Annotated in this window: 16 protein-coding genes; 5 read left to right on the top strand and 11 right to left on the bottom strand. The window is 46.0% G+C overall.

Annotated features, from left to right (window positions below):
- The first annotated feature begins 84 nt into the window (after positions 1-84).
- Positions 85-1,311, top strand: coding sequence for a nucleoside recognition domain-containing protein (locus J2T20_RS16160; RefSeq protein ID WP_307590016.1), 1,227 nt, complete (start codon positions 85-87; stop codon positions 1,309-1,311).
- Here the strand turns inward: J2T20_RS16160 and coaD are convergent.
- The 5 genes from coaD to J2T20_RS16135 form a co-directional block, all read right to left on the bottom strand.
- The gene (coaD, locus tag J2T20_RS16155; protein WP_307590014.1) at positions 1,283-1,801 is read right to left on the bottom strand and encodes a pantetheine-phosphate adenylyltransferase; all 519 of its coding nucleotides are present in this window, start codon (positions 1,799-1,801) and stop codon (positions 1,283-1,285) included. The genes J2T20_RS16160 and coaD overlap by 29 nt on opposite strands.
- Positions 1,785-2,393: a 16S rRNA (guanine(966)-N(2))-methyltransferase RsmD gene (gene rsmD / locus J2T20_RS16150; RefSeq protein ID WP_307590012.1), complete on the bottom strand. Its 609-nt coding sequence runs from the start codon at positions 2,391-2,393 to the stop codon at positions 1,785-1,787. Before rsmD ends, coaD begins: the two co-directional genes overlap by 17 nt.
- Positions 2,394-2,694: 301 nt before the next feature.
- On the bottom strand, positions 2,695-3,027 hold the full coding sequence (locus tag J2T20_RS16145) for a YolD-like family protein (RefSeq protein WP_307590010.1): 333 nt from the start codon (positions 3,025-3,027) through the stop codon (positions 2,695-2,697).
- Between the two features lie 11 nt (positions 3,028-3,038).
- Positions 3,039-3,344 carry a hypothetical protein gene (locus J2T20_RS16140; protein ID WP_307590008.1) on the bottom strand — a complete coding sequence of 102 codons (306 nt, stop codon included), beginning with the start codon at positions 3,342-3,344 and terminating at the stop codon, positions 3,039-3,041.
- Between the two features lie 137 nt (positions 3,345-3,481).
- Positions 3,482-3,595 carry a YjcZ family sporulation protein gene (locus J2T20_RS16135; protein ID WP_307590006.1) on the bottom strand — a complete coding sequence of 38 codons (114 nt, stop codon included), beginning with the start codon at positions 3,593-3,595 and terminating at the stop codon, positions 3,482-3,484.
- A gap of 130 nt (positions 3,596-3,725) precedes the next feature.
- Between J2T20_RS16135 and J2T20_RS16130 the strand changes: the two genes are divergently transcribed.
- Positions 3,726-4,400 (top strand): SOS response-associated peptidase, encoded by a 675-nt coding sequence (locus J2T20_RS16130; RefSeq protein ID WP_307590004.1) that lies wholly within the window; start codon positions 3,726-3,728, stop codon positions 4,398-4,400.
- A 483-nt stretch (positions 4,401-4,883) separates the two neighbouring features.
- Here J2T20_RS16130 and J2T20_RS16125 read toward each other — a convergent pair whose 3' ends face one another.
- From J2T20_RS16125 to nirB, 5 genes are all read right to left on the bottom strand, one after another.
- Positions 4,884-5,165 (bottom strand): holin, encoded by a 282-nt coding sequence (locus tag J2T20_RS16125; RefSeq protein WP_307590002.1) that lies wholly within the window; start codon positions 5,163-5,165, stop codon positions 4,884-4,886.
- A 6-nt stretch (positions 5,166-5,171) separates the two neighbouring features.
- A complete protein-coding gene (locus J2T20_RS16120; protein ID WP_307590000.1) occupies positions 5,172-5,915 on the bottom strand; it encodes a glycoside hydrolase family 73 protein in 744 nt (247 codons plus the stop codon).
- Positions 5,916-6,052: 137 nt separating this feature from the next.
- Positions 6,053-6,820 carry a uroporphyrinogen-III C-methyltransferase gene (cobA, locus tag J2T20_RS16115; RefSeq protein ID WP_307589998.1) on the bottom strand — a complete coding sequence of 256 codons (768 nt, stop codon included), beginning with the start codon at positions 6,818-6,820 and terminating at the stop codon, positions 6,053-6,055.
- Positions 6,821-6,934: 114 nt separating this feature from the next.
- Positions 6,935-7,246, bottom strand: a complete 312-nt coding sequence (gene nirD / locus J2T20_RS16110; RefSeq protein WP_307590190.1) for a nitrite reductase small subunit NirD — start codon at positions 7,244-7,246, stop codon at positions 6,935-6,937.
- A 19-nt stretch (positions 7,247-7,265) separates the two neighbouring features.
- A complete protein-coding gene (nirB, locus tag J2T20_RS16105; protein ID WP_307589996.1) occupies positions 7,266-9,698 on the bottom strand; it encodes a nitrite reductase large subunit NirB in 2,433 nt (810 codons plus the stop codon).
- A gap of 315 nt (positions 9,699-10,013) precedes the next feature.
- On the opposite strand from nirB, the gene J2T20_RS16100 reads away from it, so the two are divergent.
- Positions 10,014-10,634, top strand: coding sequence for an ANTAR domain-containing response regulator (locus tag J2T20_RS16100; RefSeq protein ID WP_307589994.1), 621 nt, complete (start codon positions 10,014-10,016; stop codon positions 10,632-10,634).
- On the top strand, positions 10,631-11,677 hold the full coding sequence (locus J2T20_RS16095; protein WP_307589992.1) for an anthranilate phosphoribosyltransferase: 1,047 nt from the start codon (positions 10,631-10,633) through the stop codon (positions 11,675-11,677). Before J2T20_RS16100 ends, J2T20_RS16095 begins: the two co-directional genes overlap by 4 nt.
- A gap of 463 nt (positions 11,678-12,140) precedes the next feature.
- On the opposite strand, the gene J2T20_RS16090 is transcribed toward J2T20_RS16095, so the two are convergent.
- Entirely contained in the window at positions 12,141-12,971 is an 831-nt protein-coding gene (locus J2T20_RS16090) for a DUF817 domain-containing protein (protein WP_373457814.1), read from the bottom strand.
- Between the two features lie 278 nt (positions 12,972-13,249).
- Here J2T20_RS16090 and J2T20_RS16085 point away from each other — a divergent pair, with 278 nt between their 5' ends.
- On the top strand, positions 13,250-14,374 hold the full coding sequence (locus J2T20_RS16085) for an N-acetylmuramoyl-L-alanine amidase (RefSeq protein ID WP_307589988.1): 1,125 nt from the start codon (positions 13,250-13,252) through the stop codon (positions 14,372-14,374).
- Positions 14,375-14,743: the final 369 nt, after the last annotated feature.

Raw genomic sequence — 14,743 nt, 5'->3', positions numbered from 1 at the left:
ACAGCTTGGCATGATGGTTGTCTCACTTGCATAAAGTGATATCATACAAACCCTGCCTTTAAGATATGAAGAGGTGAATATATAATGAACGTTAAAATACGCCGGATCGCTTCAGACACGGCCCCCTACCTCTCGGGAGCCTTCGCCATTCTGCTGGCTGTAGCCATTGTGTCCAGCCCCGAAACTTCCTTCCAGGCTTCCTTGCGGGGCTTGAAGCTATGGTGGAATTTGGTATTCCCAGCGTTGCTGCCCTTCCTGATTCTATCTGAAATGCTGACAGCATCCGGTTTCACACACGGCTTAGGTGTAATGCTCGAACCCTTAATGCGTCGTGTATTCCGTTTGCCAGGTGCCGGAGGCTGGACTTTGTGGATGGGATTAACCACAGGTTTCCCCGGAGGCGCTCAGGGGGTGCTTCAGTTGCACAAGCAGGGCAGCATTACGGACAAGGAGGCTGGAAGACTGGCAGCACTGGTACACTTCGCCAGCCCCGTTACACTCCTGATCGTAGTGGGTGTAGCGTTCCTACACAGCCCTGCAGCAGGATATGGGTTGCTTGTTATACATTGGCTCTCTGGGTTGCTCGCAGGCTTTACCGTAACCCTGTTGAGGGGATCACCGCAGATTCCAGACCAGAAAAGCCCTATTCAATCGAATTCACCTAATAAAAAACCACTGTTTACACAAGTGGTTCACGCTGCCACTGAAGCCCGCTTGCAGGACGGCCGCAGCTTCGGCAAGCTGCTCGGAGATTCTGTTGGCAGCTCTGTACAGAGCTTGATGATTGTAGGTGGATATATGATCATGTTCGCTGTAGTTATCAGCATTGTGCAAGGACTATTGCCGGAGCTGCCAGAAACACTTACTTCCGGGCTGCTGGAAATTCATCTCGGTGCCCGTACACTAAGTGAGGTTAGTATTACAGCTCCGGCTGCATCAGCAGGAATGTTCAGCGTAGCTTTACTGTCTGCCGCAATCGGATGGAGCGGACTCTGTGCCCATCTTCAGGTTATGACAGTGCTAAAACCGGCACAAATCCGTTTCCTTCCCTTTGCCGCAGTTCGTCTATTGCACGGCCTATATGCATTCATGTTGACCATGGTGCTCTGGAGACCCTTCATGTCCATCCAAGAGGCGGTGTTGCCCACCTTTGCAAGTCCTGAGACCGCTCAAGCAGGGTGGATCCGCTTTTCAACGTTATGGAGCTCTATTCCGAATCTGTTCGGTTTGCAACTCCTGCTTATGCTGTCGCTGTTGATGCTCTCGGCGATTGTAGCTGCAGTTACTTTTTTCCGGCGCCGTTTTGACTGAATTTCCGCTTCATGGCCTGTTCAACCTCTGGGGTCACGAAATCATTCACATTTCCGCCAAAGTGAGCAATTTCCTTAACTACACTGGAGCTAAGATAGGAATATCTAGGATTGGTCATCATAAATATCGTTTCTGCATCAGGGTCAAGGTTATGATTAATAGAAGCATTTTGCAATTCGTATTCAAAGTCGGTAACCGTGCGGATGCCGCGTACAATCACTTGAGCATCTTTTTGCCGAACGTAGTTGACTAACAGATCCCGAAAGCTGTCGATTTCCACATTAGGGATATTAATAGTAGCCTGACGCAGCAAATCTGTACGTTCCTCCACCGAAAACAAAGGGTTTTTGCTTAAATTATTGAGAACAGCTACGATCAGACGATCGAATTGTTTGGCTGCCCGATGAATAATATCCATATGTCCCATAGTTACCGGATCAAAGGTTCCCGGGTATATTGCGACACGCTCTTTTCTAATTTGCAGACTCATCTTGGTCCTCCTCGCCGTTCTCAGCTACATTCTCGCCCGCGGCTTCATACTGATAAATAGAAATCGTTGTCTCCCCATATGCTGCCTGCCGCAGCCTATAAAACCCCGGAATATGCTCAGGATAAGCATAGCTGGATTCATGTTCAAGAACGACCAGCGCCTCGGCCTGCAGCAAGCCTTTGGCCGCCATACTGCACATAAGCTCATCTCCATGTTTAAGACGGTAAGGCGGATCCAAAAAAACAAGATCAAAGGACCGCTCACGTTTCTCCATGGCACTTAGCGCTCTTCCGGCATCATTGCGGTACACTTCCGCCCGTGACTCCAGGCCAGTAGCCTTCAGGTTGGCACGTATCGTGTCGATACTTTTGGGTTCCATGTCTACAAACACTGCACTTTCCATGCCTCTACTAAGTGCTTCGATACCGAGGCCTCCTGTACCGGCGAATAAATCCAGTGCTGCTCCACCCTCAAAATAAGGGCCGATCATACTAAATAACGCTTCTTTGACCTTGTCGGTCGTGGGACGCGTCCCGCTCCCAGGCACACTTTTCAAGGGTCTCCCCTTGGCACTGCCCGATACAACTCTCACTGTCATCCACCCGCTCTATATCTCTGTTTTATTATGCCAAACAGGCCATAAGTCCACGCCTATCGTACCACATTCAAGCCATTAAATAAAAATGATTGTGCGTCTTAGGCGGCGCAAAGATGTAATTAATGAAAAAGGTATGTATAAGACTTCCTCTACCGGGACATCATGTAATTATCGACATCGCAAAATGTCGTAGACAACCGCGGAGCAAGCTTACGTTTCCCCATAAGCTCTTCGTCCGGTTTCTCCTCTCCCATGAAAGGGCGCTCCGAAAGGGGCGCCCGATTTTTATGTACATTTATACATATGCATTAATAATATCGCCGATGGGTATCCAATCCCAATGTTCATCAGACCAACGTAATTTTATCCTCATTAAATGCCGGTCTACGGACATTACGATTCCCCGGTACTCTTGATCCCTCTCCGGCCGGAATAAGGTTAGGGTAACCGCACTGTGATCCTCTATTGATTTTGCTAAGATCTGCTCAATGCTTCCTATCTCCTGTTCGTCTAGTTCAGGTTTCGTACGCATCTCCCGATCGCGGTTATCATACTGTATCCGCCGTTCATGCTCGGGGAGCATAAACCTGCTGCACTCCCAAATGTTATCCAGCTTTTTGCTTCTCACAAGATCCCTCCTTAATAATAGAGCCAGTAATCCGTATTCCCCGTCGTTCTCGTCTGCTGGTGGATCTGCCCCTCACCCTGTTGCTTCGCCGAAGGATCAGGTCTTTCCCAATCTTCAATGATTACAGCCTTCTCTACAGGCATCTTCCGATTCCATTCAATATAGTTTTGTTCGGCTAAGGTCTGCATGCCCTCTCTAATCTTAATGTTCGACCTTCCACTTAACCTCCCAAGCTCCGATAAGGTAGGCATTCGCTTGTAATGACTAGAGAAGTGATACAGGATACGCAGCAGCTTTCGCGGAGTATCATCCAGCACACTCACACCTCCGATAAATAGGAACGTACGTTTGTATTATATCCAGGACTGCATGTATTAAGCAATGTTAAAAAAAGGAGCTTACGGTTTCCCGTAAGACTCCTTCAAAACTACTTACCTGTATACAAAGTTTAGATTTAAACCAGAAAGGATTTAGAAATGATGACCAGCAAGATGAAGAGCACCAGAATGGCACCTGTAGATGTAAATGCTCCTCCAACTCCACCGTATCCGCCAATATTTTCACTCATGAATGATTCCTCCTTTTAGTAAAGTACAACCACAGGATATGTAGGGATCTGGCATGTCGATTGGGTTTAATTTATTTTTTTCATAAAATAGCGTAAAATAGACCCAAAAACCAGGGAGGACAACTCACAAATGTGTGGACGTTACACCATCACTGTCTCCATGGAAGAACTGATGTATAGATATTTAATAAACGACTCCACAATCATCCACTATGCACCAAAATACAATATGGCTCCTACGCAGCAGGTTCCTGCAATTATTCATGACGGTAAGAAGAACCGATTGGGCGAACTCCGCTGGGGCCTTGTCCCTTCTTGGGCTAAGGATGATAAAAGTGGCAGTAAGATGATTAATGCCCGCGCGGAAACACTACTGGAAAAAACATCCTTCAAGCGCCTCCTAAGCACCCGGCGTTGTATTATTCCATCTGACGGGTTCTACGAATGGCAGCAGCAAAACAGCAGGAAACAACCCATGAGAATTGTCTTGAGGAACGGGGGGATTTTTTCGATGGCTGGACTTTATGATATCTGGGTAAATACAGAAGGCAAGAAATTAAGCACCTGCACCATAATAACCACTTCACCGAACCAGCTTATGGCAGATATCCACAACCGTATGCCGGTTATCCTGCGAACTGAAGATGAGGAAGAATGGCTTAGACGTGATAATCAAGAGACTTCGGCTCTAAAGAAGCTATTAATTCCATATGATGCAGATCAAATGAGAGCCTATCCTGTTGCAGCTACTGTAGGAAATGTGCGAAATGATTCATGCGAGCTTATTCAGGAGATCAATATATAGCCATCAAAAAAAGGCTCAACACCAAAATCAGTGCTTGACAGGTGACGGGAAGGACAGAAAGCCGTTATATCCAAATAGAGGGATTTTCCCCCTCTATTTCTGTGCCCGGCACCCCGTTTGGATAATTAGAAGGGATTTCGCCCGCTAATTTTGAGGATTTACCTCGTTGGGGCGGCATGGCTAAGATTAGAGGGATATTTTCCCTTTCATCTCAAAATAAAGTCGTTTCGGTCGGTATTAGCGGGCATTTTCCCCTCTAATTCGCCGAAGGACTCGTCCGCAACCCCGAATCGGCTACTGTAAGGCGTAATTCCCCAAACCCGGTGAGCATCAGGCGAAGTTAGATCGAAATCGTCTCCAGTACAGTGAAGCAAACGGAAAGTCTAGCACTGATTTTGAGAAAGAGCCCAAAAAAACCCGTCAAACTTTAGTCCTGGCGGGTTTCCTTCATGAATTATTCAGTAACAAGAATACCGTCTCCTACTAATCATCCTTCTTGGTGCCATCCCTCTTGTTGAAAGCTAATTCAAACAAACCTGTAGCCGATAATCCGGCGAGCCCCCCAGACCATAGACGAAGCACAAGGTCCATCGGAGTAAATGGATAAGCAAGAACACCGACCAACAGTCCAATCACCAGCCCCACGACAGGAACAATATTACGCGGAAGATTTACTGTGTTTTTCACAAGCTGCACCAGTGCAAGTACGAACACCGCCAATACTGAAGCAAAGGCCAGAACTCCATTTAAAGCCTCATTGTTCATGGTTGTTTATCCCTCCTTATCTTTTACTAATAGACCGGCGCGATTCAGAACAGTTAGAGTTCGATAAAAGTCATAGCTGCCCCCTTCCGGTGTACCCAGAAGCCCCGCTGAAAGAGCTGCTTTTACTGCAGGCTCTGCCCAAGAAGGAATGCTCATAGCAGATCGGCTTTCCATTAAAGACATATGTTGTTCTAGCTTAATCAATGCCTGTCTCATTTCCTGTAACTCTGCTTTTAAATCCGCAAGCTCTTTCTTGTCTTCAGCTGACATTTCATCCTCCCCCTCTAGTTGATTGTCATATTGATAAAGATTGTACATGTCCATGATGTCGATCAGCTTCGCTGCATAGTTAGGGTCTGTAGCATATCCGGCTGCTGCAACCTCTCTGGCCGCTATTTTACCTGTTGCCCCAATTACCTTGCTGTACAAATTACGATTCCAGGAAACTCCTTTTACAAGAATCTCAGAATGGTCCGAAATAGATTCACCCCAATGGTTATAAGCACGAAAAGCGGCATTCACTTTAACTGCCTTCCCTTTCACATATTCGGTAGTCTGAGCTGTTACACTACCAGCTGAGCCGCTACCTTTGATTCCAAATAAATTGTTAGCTTTAACCGTTAAACCGCTGTTCCCCCAAGCCGATTCCAGAGCACCTTGGGCTATGATCAGCGATGCAGGAACTTTACTCCGCTGCATACTTTGTATAGCTAACGGAGTGATAGTCGCTATAAACTCCGCCTTGGTCATATCATCACATCCTCTCTCTATATTAAATGCTCTCTCTTTTCTGAATGCTTGTGCTGCTTATAGGAATAGACAACAAAAAGCACCCTTGATTGTATCCAGATAGATACAGCCAAATGGTGCTTTATTGCAGTGATAGATTATCCAATTTGAGATCTTGCCTCAACTTCTATTTTCAACAGCTGTTCTCTCACCTTTACCACTTCACCAATTATAATAAGCGCAGGATTGCCTATTTTAGTAGCAGAAAGCAGCTTTTCAATATTGTTAAGTGTTCCGGTAAGCGTGCGTTGACGAGTGGTTGTGCCGTTCTCAATTACAGCTACAGGAGTGAGCCCACTCTTTCCATGCAGAAGTAGCTGCTCCCGAATTTCACTAAACTGACTGATACCCATATAGACGACGATTGTATCGGAACTCCGTACAAGTTGGTCCCATTGTACAGGAGACTCATGGTCGCTGCAGCGGCTGCCAGTCACGATCGTGAAGGAAGCCGCCAGGCCACGGTGAGTCAAGGGAATACCTGCGGAGGCTGCTGCGCCAATTGCAGAGGTTATCCCAGGCACAACCTCATAAGCAATACCGGCTTCAGCCATAGCCAACGCCTCCTCGCCTCCTCTCCCAAATACGAAAGGATCGCCTCCCTTAAGTCTCACAACCTTCTTCCCCTCACGGGCGTATCGAACCATATATTGCTCTATTTTCCGCTGGGGCATCGAATGATTTCCCGGCGATTTGCCACAGTAGATGAGTACAGCATCCGGCTTAGCATAGTTGAGCAATTCTTCATTAACTAACCGATCATAAAGGATGACTTCTGCCTCTTGAATACGATACACGGCTTTAAGGGTAATGAGCTCGGGATCTCCAGGGCCGGCACCTACAATTGCCACACTCCCCGGCTTCATAATCTTTTATCCAGAGCAGCATTTTTGAAAACGACCGTCTCTTTGCGTCCTTCAGCAGTGTTATCACTTGGTTTCACATAGTCCATAAGCGCTCCCCCTAATTATCCCGATTTTTCACACCGTTAAATACACAGAACCGCTGTTCGGATCCACTTCTACATCGAAGGTTATAACGCAACCAGTGTCCGGTTCCTGTACAACTCCGCTGTGAAGGTCAATTTTCCAGTCATGCAATGGACAATGAACCTTTGTTCCGCATACCATCCCTTCGGACAACGCTCCTCCTTTATGAGGGCATTTATTTTCTACGGCTAACACCTGACCATCAGATAGACGGAACAAAGCAATTTCAATGTCGTTGTATTTGAAGGTACGTGATCCCTTGCGGTCAATATCCGTTACGTTTCCTACCAGCATCTTGGTCATAGTCATGGCTCGCTTCCCCCTATTTATATATTTCTATTGGTGCAATGGGCTCGAAATTTTTGCGCAGCTCCGGTTCATTAACGATTTCCTTCCAAGGATCCGTAGTCAGGTTGAGTGTAGTCTGAATTCTTTCCTGCAGCGCAAGGCGTTCCTCACGGTTCTCAAGCGCCTTCTTCACGCTCTCAACCCCAACACGTTCTACCCAGATCGATGTACGCTCATTCCAACCGGCATTCTCACGATAATATTGAAGGAAGGCGCTAGCCCATTCTACTACTTCATCCTCAGTCTTCACTACGCAGAGCAGGTCAGTGGCACGTACATGTACACCGCCATTACCTCCAATATGAAGCTCCCAGCCTCCATCAATGGCTACGACACCAAAGTCCTTAATTGTTGCTTCCGCACAGTTCCGCGGGCAGCCCGATACGGCAAGCTTCACCTTCGCCGGAGCCGTCAGACGTTCAAATTCTTTCTCCAGACGTATTCCCATCGCTATGGCATCCTGAGTCCCGAAGCGGCAGAAGGTCGATCCTACACAGGTTTTTACAGTCCGCAATGTTTTGCCGTAAGCATGACCGGAAGGCATATCAAGTTCCTCCCACATCTTAGGCAGATCTTCTTTCTTCACACCAAGCAGATCCAATCGTTGTCCACCTGTGAATTTCACCAGCGGCACATCGAATTTTTCAGCGATTTCAGCGATCTTTTTCAGCTCGGTTGGAGAAGTAACTCCTCCATAAATGCGGGGAACTACAGAGTACGTTCCATCCTTCTGAATATTAGCGTGGTAGCGTTCGTTCGTGAACCGCGATTCCTTCTCATCCACGTACTCTTCAGGCCACAGCATCCCAAGGTAATAATTGAGGGACGGACGGCACTTCGCACAGCCTTCATCATTCGTCCATTCCAGCACATTCATTACTTCTTTAACGGTCTTAAGCTCCATCCTTTTAATCTCAGAGACAATCTCATCACGGTTCAATGTTGTACAGCCGCAAATTCCTTCTTTGACTGATACAGCCGCATCTCCCGCATATAATTGAAGCAGTCCCTCGACTAACGGTTTGCAACCGCCGCAGGATGCAGAGGCTTTGGTACAGGCTTTGATCTCCCCAACACTGGTGCAGCCCCCGGATTGAATGGCTTCAGCAATCGCACCCTTGGATACACCGTTACATCCACAGATGATCTCATCATCGGCCATTCCTTCCAGACGATTATTCGGTGAAGAGGACAGAGCATCGGCAGATATTCCAAGCAACAGTTCCTTTTCTCTGCCTTTAATATCTTCTCCCTTCTTAATCATTGAGAAGAACTGAGCACCGTCACTGGTATCTCCGAATAATACGGCACCGATCAGCTTATCGTCTTGAATTACGAGCTTTTTATATACACCGTCGATTTCATCCTGATAACGGAGTGCCCGCGAACCCTCAGGTTCAATAAATTGTCCTGCTGAAAATACATTAACTCCGGATACTTTAAGCTTGGTAGAAGTAACAGATCCTGCATAGCCCTCTGTAGGTGCACCCGCTAATCTTTTGGCAAGCACAGCGCCTTGCTCATATAGAGGAGCAACAAGTCCATAAGCGATCCCCCGATGCTCTGCGCATTCTCCGAGAGCGTAGACGCCGGGAATATTTGTTTCCAGATAATCGTTCACCACAATACCGCGATTGATCTCAATCCCTGACTTTTGCGCCAATCCAACGTTCGGTTTAATCCCTACCGCCATAACAAGCAGATCTGCTTCAACCATACTTCCATCCGCGAAAAGCAAACTCTTCACACGCTTCTTACCTAAGATAGCTTCTGATTGTTTGGCTAGCAGGAACTTCATCCCTTGATGCTCCAGTTCCTTCCTAAGCATGGTAGATGCGGCCTCGTCCAACTGACGTTCCATAATATATTCGTTGATGTGAACAACGGAAACTTCCATCCCCAGATGCAGCAAACCTCTTGCTGCTTCCAATCCCAGCAGTCCTCCACCGATAACCACAGCTTTTTTATAAGATTTAGCTGTCTCTTGCATAATCCGGCAGTCGTTAATATCGCGAAAAGCAATAACGCCTTCTTTATCAGCCCCCGGAAGCGGCAGCATAAATGGATTAGAGCCTGTTGCCAATATCAGCTCGTCATAGCCGGCTTCTATTCCTCCATCTGAATAGACTTTACGAGCCTTCGTATCTATTCGGGTCACCGTATGTCCGATATGAAGATTAATATTATGACTCCGGTACCACTCCAGATCATTTATAATGATTTCATCCATATCCGCTCCGCCGGCAAGTACCGAGGACAGCATGATACGGTTGTAGTTAGGATGTGGTTCTGCACCAAAAATTGTAATCTCGTAAGCATCAGGGGCTAATTTCAATAAATGCTCAATGGCCCATACCCCCGCCATTCCGTTACCAACCATCACCAATTTTTTACGGTTCGTTACCATATCTATATCTCTCCTCTCCTTGTTTAAAACAGAAAAGCCCGCTTCACTCCGCACGGAAACATAAGTTTCCCAATTGCGATCAGTGTAAGCAGGCGCCATTGCCGCTTCATCCGAATACATCGTTGTATCCGTGATTGATTAATTTGTTAAAACGACTATACAACATGTTTTTATGATACGTCAACAATTATGACATTAAAAATTTAATATTCTTAATTTTGTCGACAAACAAGCCTTTTTTGTGTTATATAATATAACATCATAAACACCTTTCCTTATCCATATGCTTATTTCAGAATAAAGGGGCGTCAAACTATGCATTCCCTGTTGGTCATTTATAACAGCAAGACTAAAAGAGAAACCATAGAAGACTCCTCCCAGTGCATTTTACCTGAGTTTATTCTCCGATCCAGCGGTTATTTAGTAGAAGTGGCTTACTCTGAAAAGGAAGCCCTGACGGGGATTAAAGAGGCGGATGCTTCCATCCTTCATGTACCCATCTCAGCGATTAGTGAGTGGGGAACCCTACTAATGAAGCAAAAGACCGCTCCGGTGATTTGGTGGTGTACCGATGAAACTGCCAACTTGTCCTTAGCCGCTTGCGAAGATCACATTATAGTAGATGGAATATTGGGACCTTCAATGCAGCCGCAGGAGATTCATTGGAGTCTTCATTTCAGTGCCAAGCAATGCTTCGAAAGGCAGCAATGGCTTAAGGAACGTGAGCAGCTTCTATCTAAGATCGAGGAGCGTAAATGGATAGATATGGCGAAGGGGATCCTGTCCAAGGTGAAGAATATTTCTGAATCAGAGGCCTATGACCTACTCCGCAAGCAAGCAATGAACGAGCGTAAGAGAATTGTGGATGTCGCTACATCTATTGTTAAGGTGTATCAACTGCTGCAGGATCAAACACAAGGGGGATCCAAGACATGATTAACCTATTAAAAGAAGTTGCCCGAGGGAAAAGGGGCGCCCGCGATTTAACCTATGAGGAATCTACTCTGGCTGCCGAATCCATTCTGGGACTAAAAGCCACTCCCGCCCAGATCGGAGCCTTTCTGATTGCGGAACGTATCAAGCTGGAAAGTGTCGAGGAGCTTGAAGCCTTCGTCACAGCCTGTCGTAAATATGCACACCGAGAGCCCATTCTTGAAGGTCTGGATTGTGCAGGTCCTTACGATGGAAGAACATCCTCCTTCATCGCCACGTTTCCCGTTTCCTTTCTGTTAGCAGCAGCAGGCTTACCGGTAACCTTACATGGAACATCATCATTGCCACCCAAGTGGGGAGTTACTCTACTAGATATTATATCTGCGGCAGGAGTAGATATCCGAAACCTGTCACGGGCGGATGCTATTATTGCCGCTAAACGAAGCGGAGTGCTGTTCGCAGACGCAGAACAATGGTGTCCTCCGCTTGGAGATATTCGCAGCATCCGCGAAGAAATCGGCATGCGTTCTATTTTTAATACAGCGGAAAAACTGATTGATTATAGTTATTCCCCCTTTATCGTATTCGGTATTTATCACAACACCGTCTTTGATCGGTTATCACGGTTAATCATCAAACTTGGATACAAAAGAGCCCTTGTGGTTCAGGGGGCAGAAGGCTCAGAGGATCTTTTTATTGATCGTCCTACCCGTGTCTATTCTGTTCAGAACGGTATTTCTGAATTGGGCATCATCGATCCTGAATCCATGGGACTGGATACACCTGTCCCTGAAATGCAATGGACATCCCGCCAGCAGCTTATTACAGCCGAGGCTGTTATGCAGGGTGGGGGACATATGGCATTTTATAATCAGACGCTGCTAAACGGAGCTGTTAGGCTTCACCTTGCAGGAAAGGTGAACTCGGTTGAAGAAGGGCTGTACGTCTGCAAAGACCTGCTGGATAATGGCGAGGCTTGGAATGTATATCATAATTGGAAAAACGCACTTCTGCACAGCGGGGAAACCGTCAATAATCCTGCTTAATCTCAGAAAAAACCTTATGAGTTTAAGGGGGCTGACCCAAAAGCCATGCAAATGGCTTTTGGGTCAGCCCTTTCTTATGAGTAAGACTAAGTTGTTGTCAGCGACGCTCCGCAAACGGACCGTTGCGTAAGTAGTCTCCGATATTATCGTGTCCGTTAATCTACAATATCCGAGACCCAACAGTTTTCAAAATATGACTTAATTCTTCCCAATCCCAAACCTGAAAAACAATACGCTTACCCTTACCAAAAATGCGTGGTTCTGTAACTCTCGGCTCTTCTTTTACCAGCTCATCGTAATCCCTCATTCTAATGAGAATAACACCGTCATTGGAACATCTATTTCTAACAAGCGAAAATCAGCTACCCCAAAATTTATTTCAACCCCGAAAGTTGCTGCTTCTTTTGTTGCTCTTTCTATTGATACTGGACTCAAATCAGTTCCAATTACTCACCTCCTATTTTTAATCTTTAACTGGACCATGAATCTTCGTTGTCCGGCTAGCTTTAACATGTTTAAGCTGGGCAACAATAATGACGCTAATGATTACCAGAAGGAACCACGAACTGATCTTACTGAAACTAACCAGTTGCCAGGCTTGGTACTGGTCAGGATATTTCCAAGCACTAAAAAATGTAGCTATATTTTCGGCTAACCAGATGAAAAAACCTACTATGAAAAAAGCCAGTGTCAAGGGCATTCGATAAGTAATGGTCCGTACCCGATATATGATCCATGTTCTCCAAAAAACAATGAGCACGAGTGCCGTCAGCCACCAACGAAAGTCAGGAATAAAATGATGTGTGAAAAAGTTCAGATAGATGGCTCCTCCTAGTAATCCCGCAGAAGTTAGCCCCGGCCAGCCGGTCATGTCCATCTTCAGTCTACGCCATACCTGACACATAAAGCTTGCAACACTTGCATACATGAATCCGCTATAGAGCGGTACACCGAGTAACTTCGTAAGCCCGGGCTCAGGGTATGCCCACGATCCCATCCTTACCTTATATATTTCCAGCAACAAACCAATACAGTGAAATATACAAATAACTTTAATTTCATCGCGTGTCTCTAATCCACTGCGGTACATGAGGTACTGCACTGTAATCAGTATAAAAAGAATGGCATCATAACGGTAAACGAAAGGCACCTCTATTACGCTAGAAAGAGCTAAAGTCCCAAAGATCGCAATAGGAAATATGCAACACATCGCCTGATGATAGCCAAAATGCAGTAGTTGGATTATTGATTTCAATGATGTTATCTCCTCGCCAGGTAGCTTTAGCTTTTTCATTCTTCAGAGTCGATAAGATTAATCTTACTTAACGACACGTATCGAGGGAAATCCTTCTCCCAATCCTTCCTATAAATGATGTCTTCCCAGTTCGTATACGTTTATTGCACAGCTAAGTTACGTAAAACTGCCCGTTCGCTCAAAAATTAATTGTATAACTCCATATCATTAACGATTCGCTGGTAACTGAGTCGAAAGTACGAATTTGAGCTAAAATGTATTCTGCACCTCTAGGAAAGGGTAAAAGATTCTATTCACTCTGGAAATGAGGTTCAGCTATGAAAAAAATCATCGGCGTAGCAGCATGCATTGCGTACATATTCGTTATTTTTGAACTACGACCGGCTACAGTAAATGCGAAAGCGGCCTATAGAGCCAAAATATATGCGACCTTCTTGAACGTACGCAGCGAGCCCGCCACAAATGCTGCCGTAACAGGCTCTTTAAAAAAGGGCGCAATGGTTACCGTTACCGATGAAAAGTATGGTTGGATGAAGGTGCAGGCTGGTAGGAGCTCCGGCTGGGTTGCGGGATATTACCTAAAAAAAGTCAGCAGCTTTACAGGCAGTGCCGGATCAACCTCCACTGGTTCAATCGTAGAGATTAATTATATTGCCGATGGTAACAGAACTGCGGCAGCCACTGTAATAGCGGATTCACTGCGAATCAGGAGCGGTCCTGGTACTACCTATAGTATAGAGGGGTCATTAAAGGCTGGTGATTCCGTAACACCCCTTCTTCGTCAGAACGAATGGATGAAGATTCATACAAATAATGGTGAAATGGGTTGGGTGGCAGCACAATATGTCCGCAGCGGAATCTCACAGGGCAGCGCAATACAATCTGTAAAGTCCTCGGGTAGTGTACGAGGAAAACTGATTGTCATTGATCCCGGGCATGGCGGTAGCGATCCAGGAATGCTAGGCACTACCTATAACACAATGGAAAAAGACTTGAATCTGGAAACAGCCCTTTACGTCCGGGACTATTTAAAGGCTGAGGGCGCACGTGTAGAAATGACCCGAACTGCTGACCGGAAGGTCGCCTTATCCCGGCGTGTAGGGGTTAGCGAATCACTGAACGCCGATGCTTTCGTGAGTATTCATTACAACTCATCACCTAAAAAGGTATCGGGTACGTTAACATTCTATTATTCAGAGTCAGAAGATCTGTTGTTGGCCCGCGCTATTGAAACCCGCCTTGGACAAGGCATAGGCCTGAAGAGCAACGGATTGTCCTTTGGAGACTACCACATCCTGAGAGAGAACAGCACGCCATCAGCTCTAATAGAGCTTGGGTTTCTATCAAATCCAAATGACGAAGGCATCGTCCGAAATTCCTCCTATCAGAGAAAAGCAGCCAAGGCTATCGCAGTTGGACTGGCCGATTATTTCAAACGTTAGTTCAGCTATAATATGGCCGTGAAGATATGCAGCCATACTTAGCGCCTTCCATTTCTTGAGCATTTCCGATTCCGATTTGTGCGTCCACGATAAGCACTTCGCTCTCATTAACTAATACTATTTCCCTTGGTCCTTATGCAATGCAAATACCGCTGGAATGAAACCCTCCGGCGGTATTTGCAGCTTATATGGTGTAGAATAGTTGTTCCTAAAATATACGTAAAATAATAACTATATAAATTGTACTAAAGATTTACTCCTTGGGAATTGGGAGTGTAGTAGTAACTATGGAGTATGTTAGGCTTTGAGTTTCCAACCGTGAGAGGCCTTACGAAGATGTTTAGGAGTTCATATAGGACCAAGCGGTGA

Origin of the sequence: Paenibacillus wynnii (genome assembly GCF_030812855.1) — a bacterium.
Taxonomy (GTDB): domain Bacteria; phylum Bacillota; class Bacilli; order Paenibacillales; family Paenibacillaceae; genus Paenibacillus_AQ; species Paenibacillus_AQ wynnii_A.
The sequence above is the reverse complement of the archived record's forward strand: the minus strand, read 5'-3'. Positions and strand labels throughout refer to the sequence as shown.

Coding starts and splice junctions, on each gene's coding strand:
- J2T20_RS16160 (WP_307590016.1), top strand. CDS start 85: ATGAACGTTAAAATACGCCGGATCGCTTCAGACACGGCCCCCTACCTC.
- coaD (WP_307590014.1), bottom strand. CDS start 1,801: ATGAGTCTGCAAATTAGAAAAGAGCGTGTCGCAATATACCCGGGAACC.
- J2T20_RS16135 (WP_307590006.1), bottom strand. CDS start 3,595: ATGAGTGAAAATATTGGCGGATACGGTGGAGTTGGAGGAGCATTTACA.
- J2T20_RS16130 (WP_307590004.1), top strand. CDS start 3,726: ATGTGTGGACGTTACACCATCACTGTCTCCATGGAAGAACTGATGTAT.
- J2T20_RS16125 (WP_307590002.1), bottom strand. CDS start 5,165: ATGAACAATGAGGCTTTAAATGGAGTTCTGGCCTTTGCTTCAGTATTG.
- J2T20_RS16120 (WP_307590000.1), bottom strand. CDS start 5,915: ATGACCAAGGCGGAGTTTATAGCGACTATCACTCCGTTAGCTATACAA.
- cobA (WP_307589998.1), bottom strand. CDS start 6,820: ATGAAGCCGGGGAGTGTGGCAATTGTAGGTGCCGGCCCTGGAGATCCC.
- nirD (WP_307590190.1), bottom strand. CDS start 7,246: ATGACCAAGATGCTGGTAGGAAACGTAACGGATATTGACCGCAAGGGA.
- nirB (WP_307589996.1), bottom strand. CDS start 9,698: ATGGTAACGAACCGTAAAAAATTGGTGATGGTTGGTAACGGAATGGCG.
- J2T20_RS16100 (WP_307589994.1), top strand. CDS start 10,014: ATGCATTCCCTGTTGGTCATTTATAACAGCAAGACTAAAAGAGAAACC.
- J2T20_RS16095 (WP_307589992.1), top strand. CDS start 10,631: ATGATTAACCTATTAAAAGAAGTTGCCCGAGGGAAAAGGGGCGCCCGC.
- J2T20_RS16090 (WP_373457814.1), bottom strand. CDS start 12,971: ATGAAAAAGCTAAAGCTACCTGGCGAGGAGATAACATCATTGAAATCA.
- J2T20_RS16085 (WP_307589988.1), top strand. CDS start 13,250: ATGAAAAAAATCATCGGCGTAGCAGCATGCATTGCGTACATATTCGTT.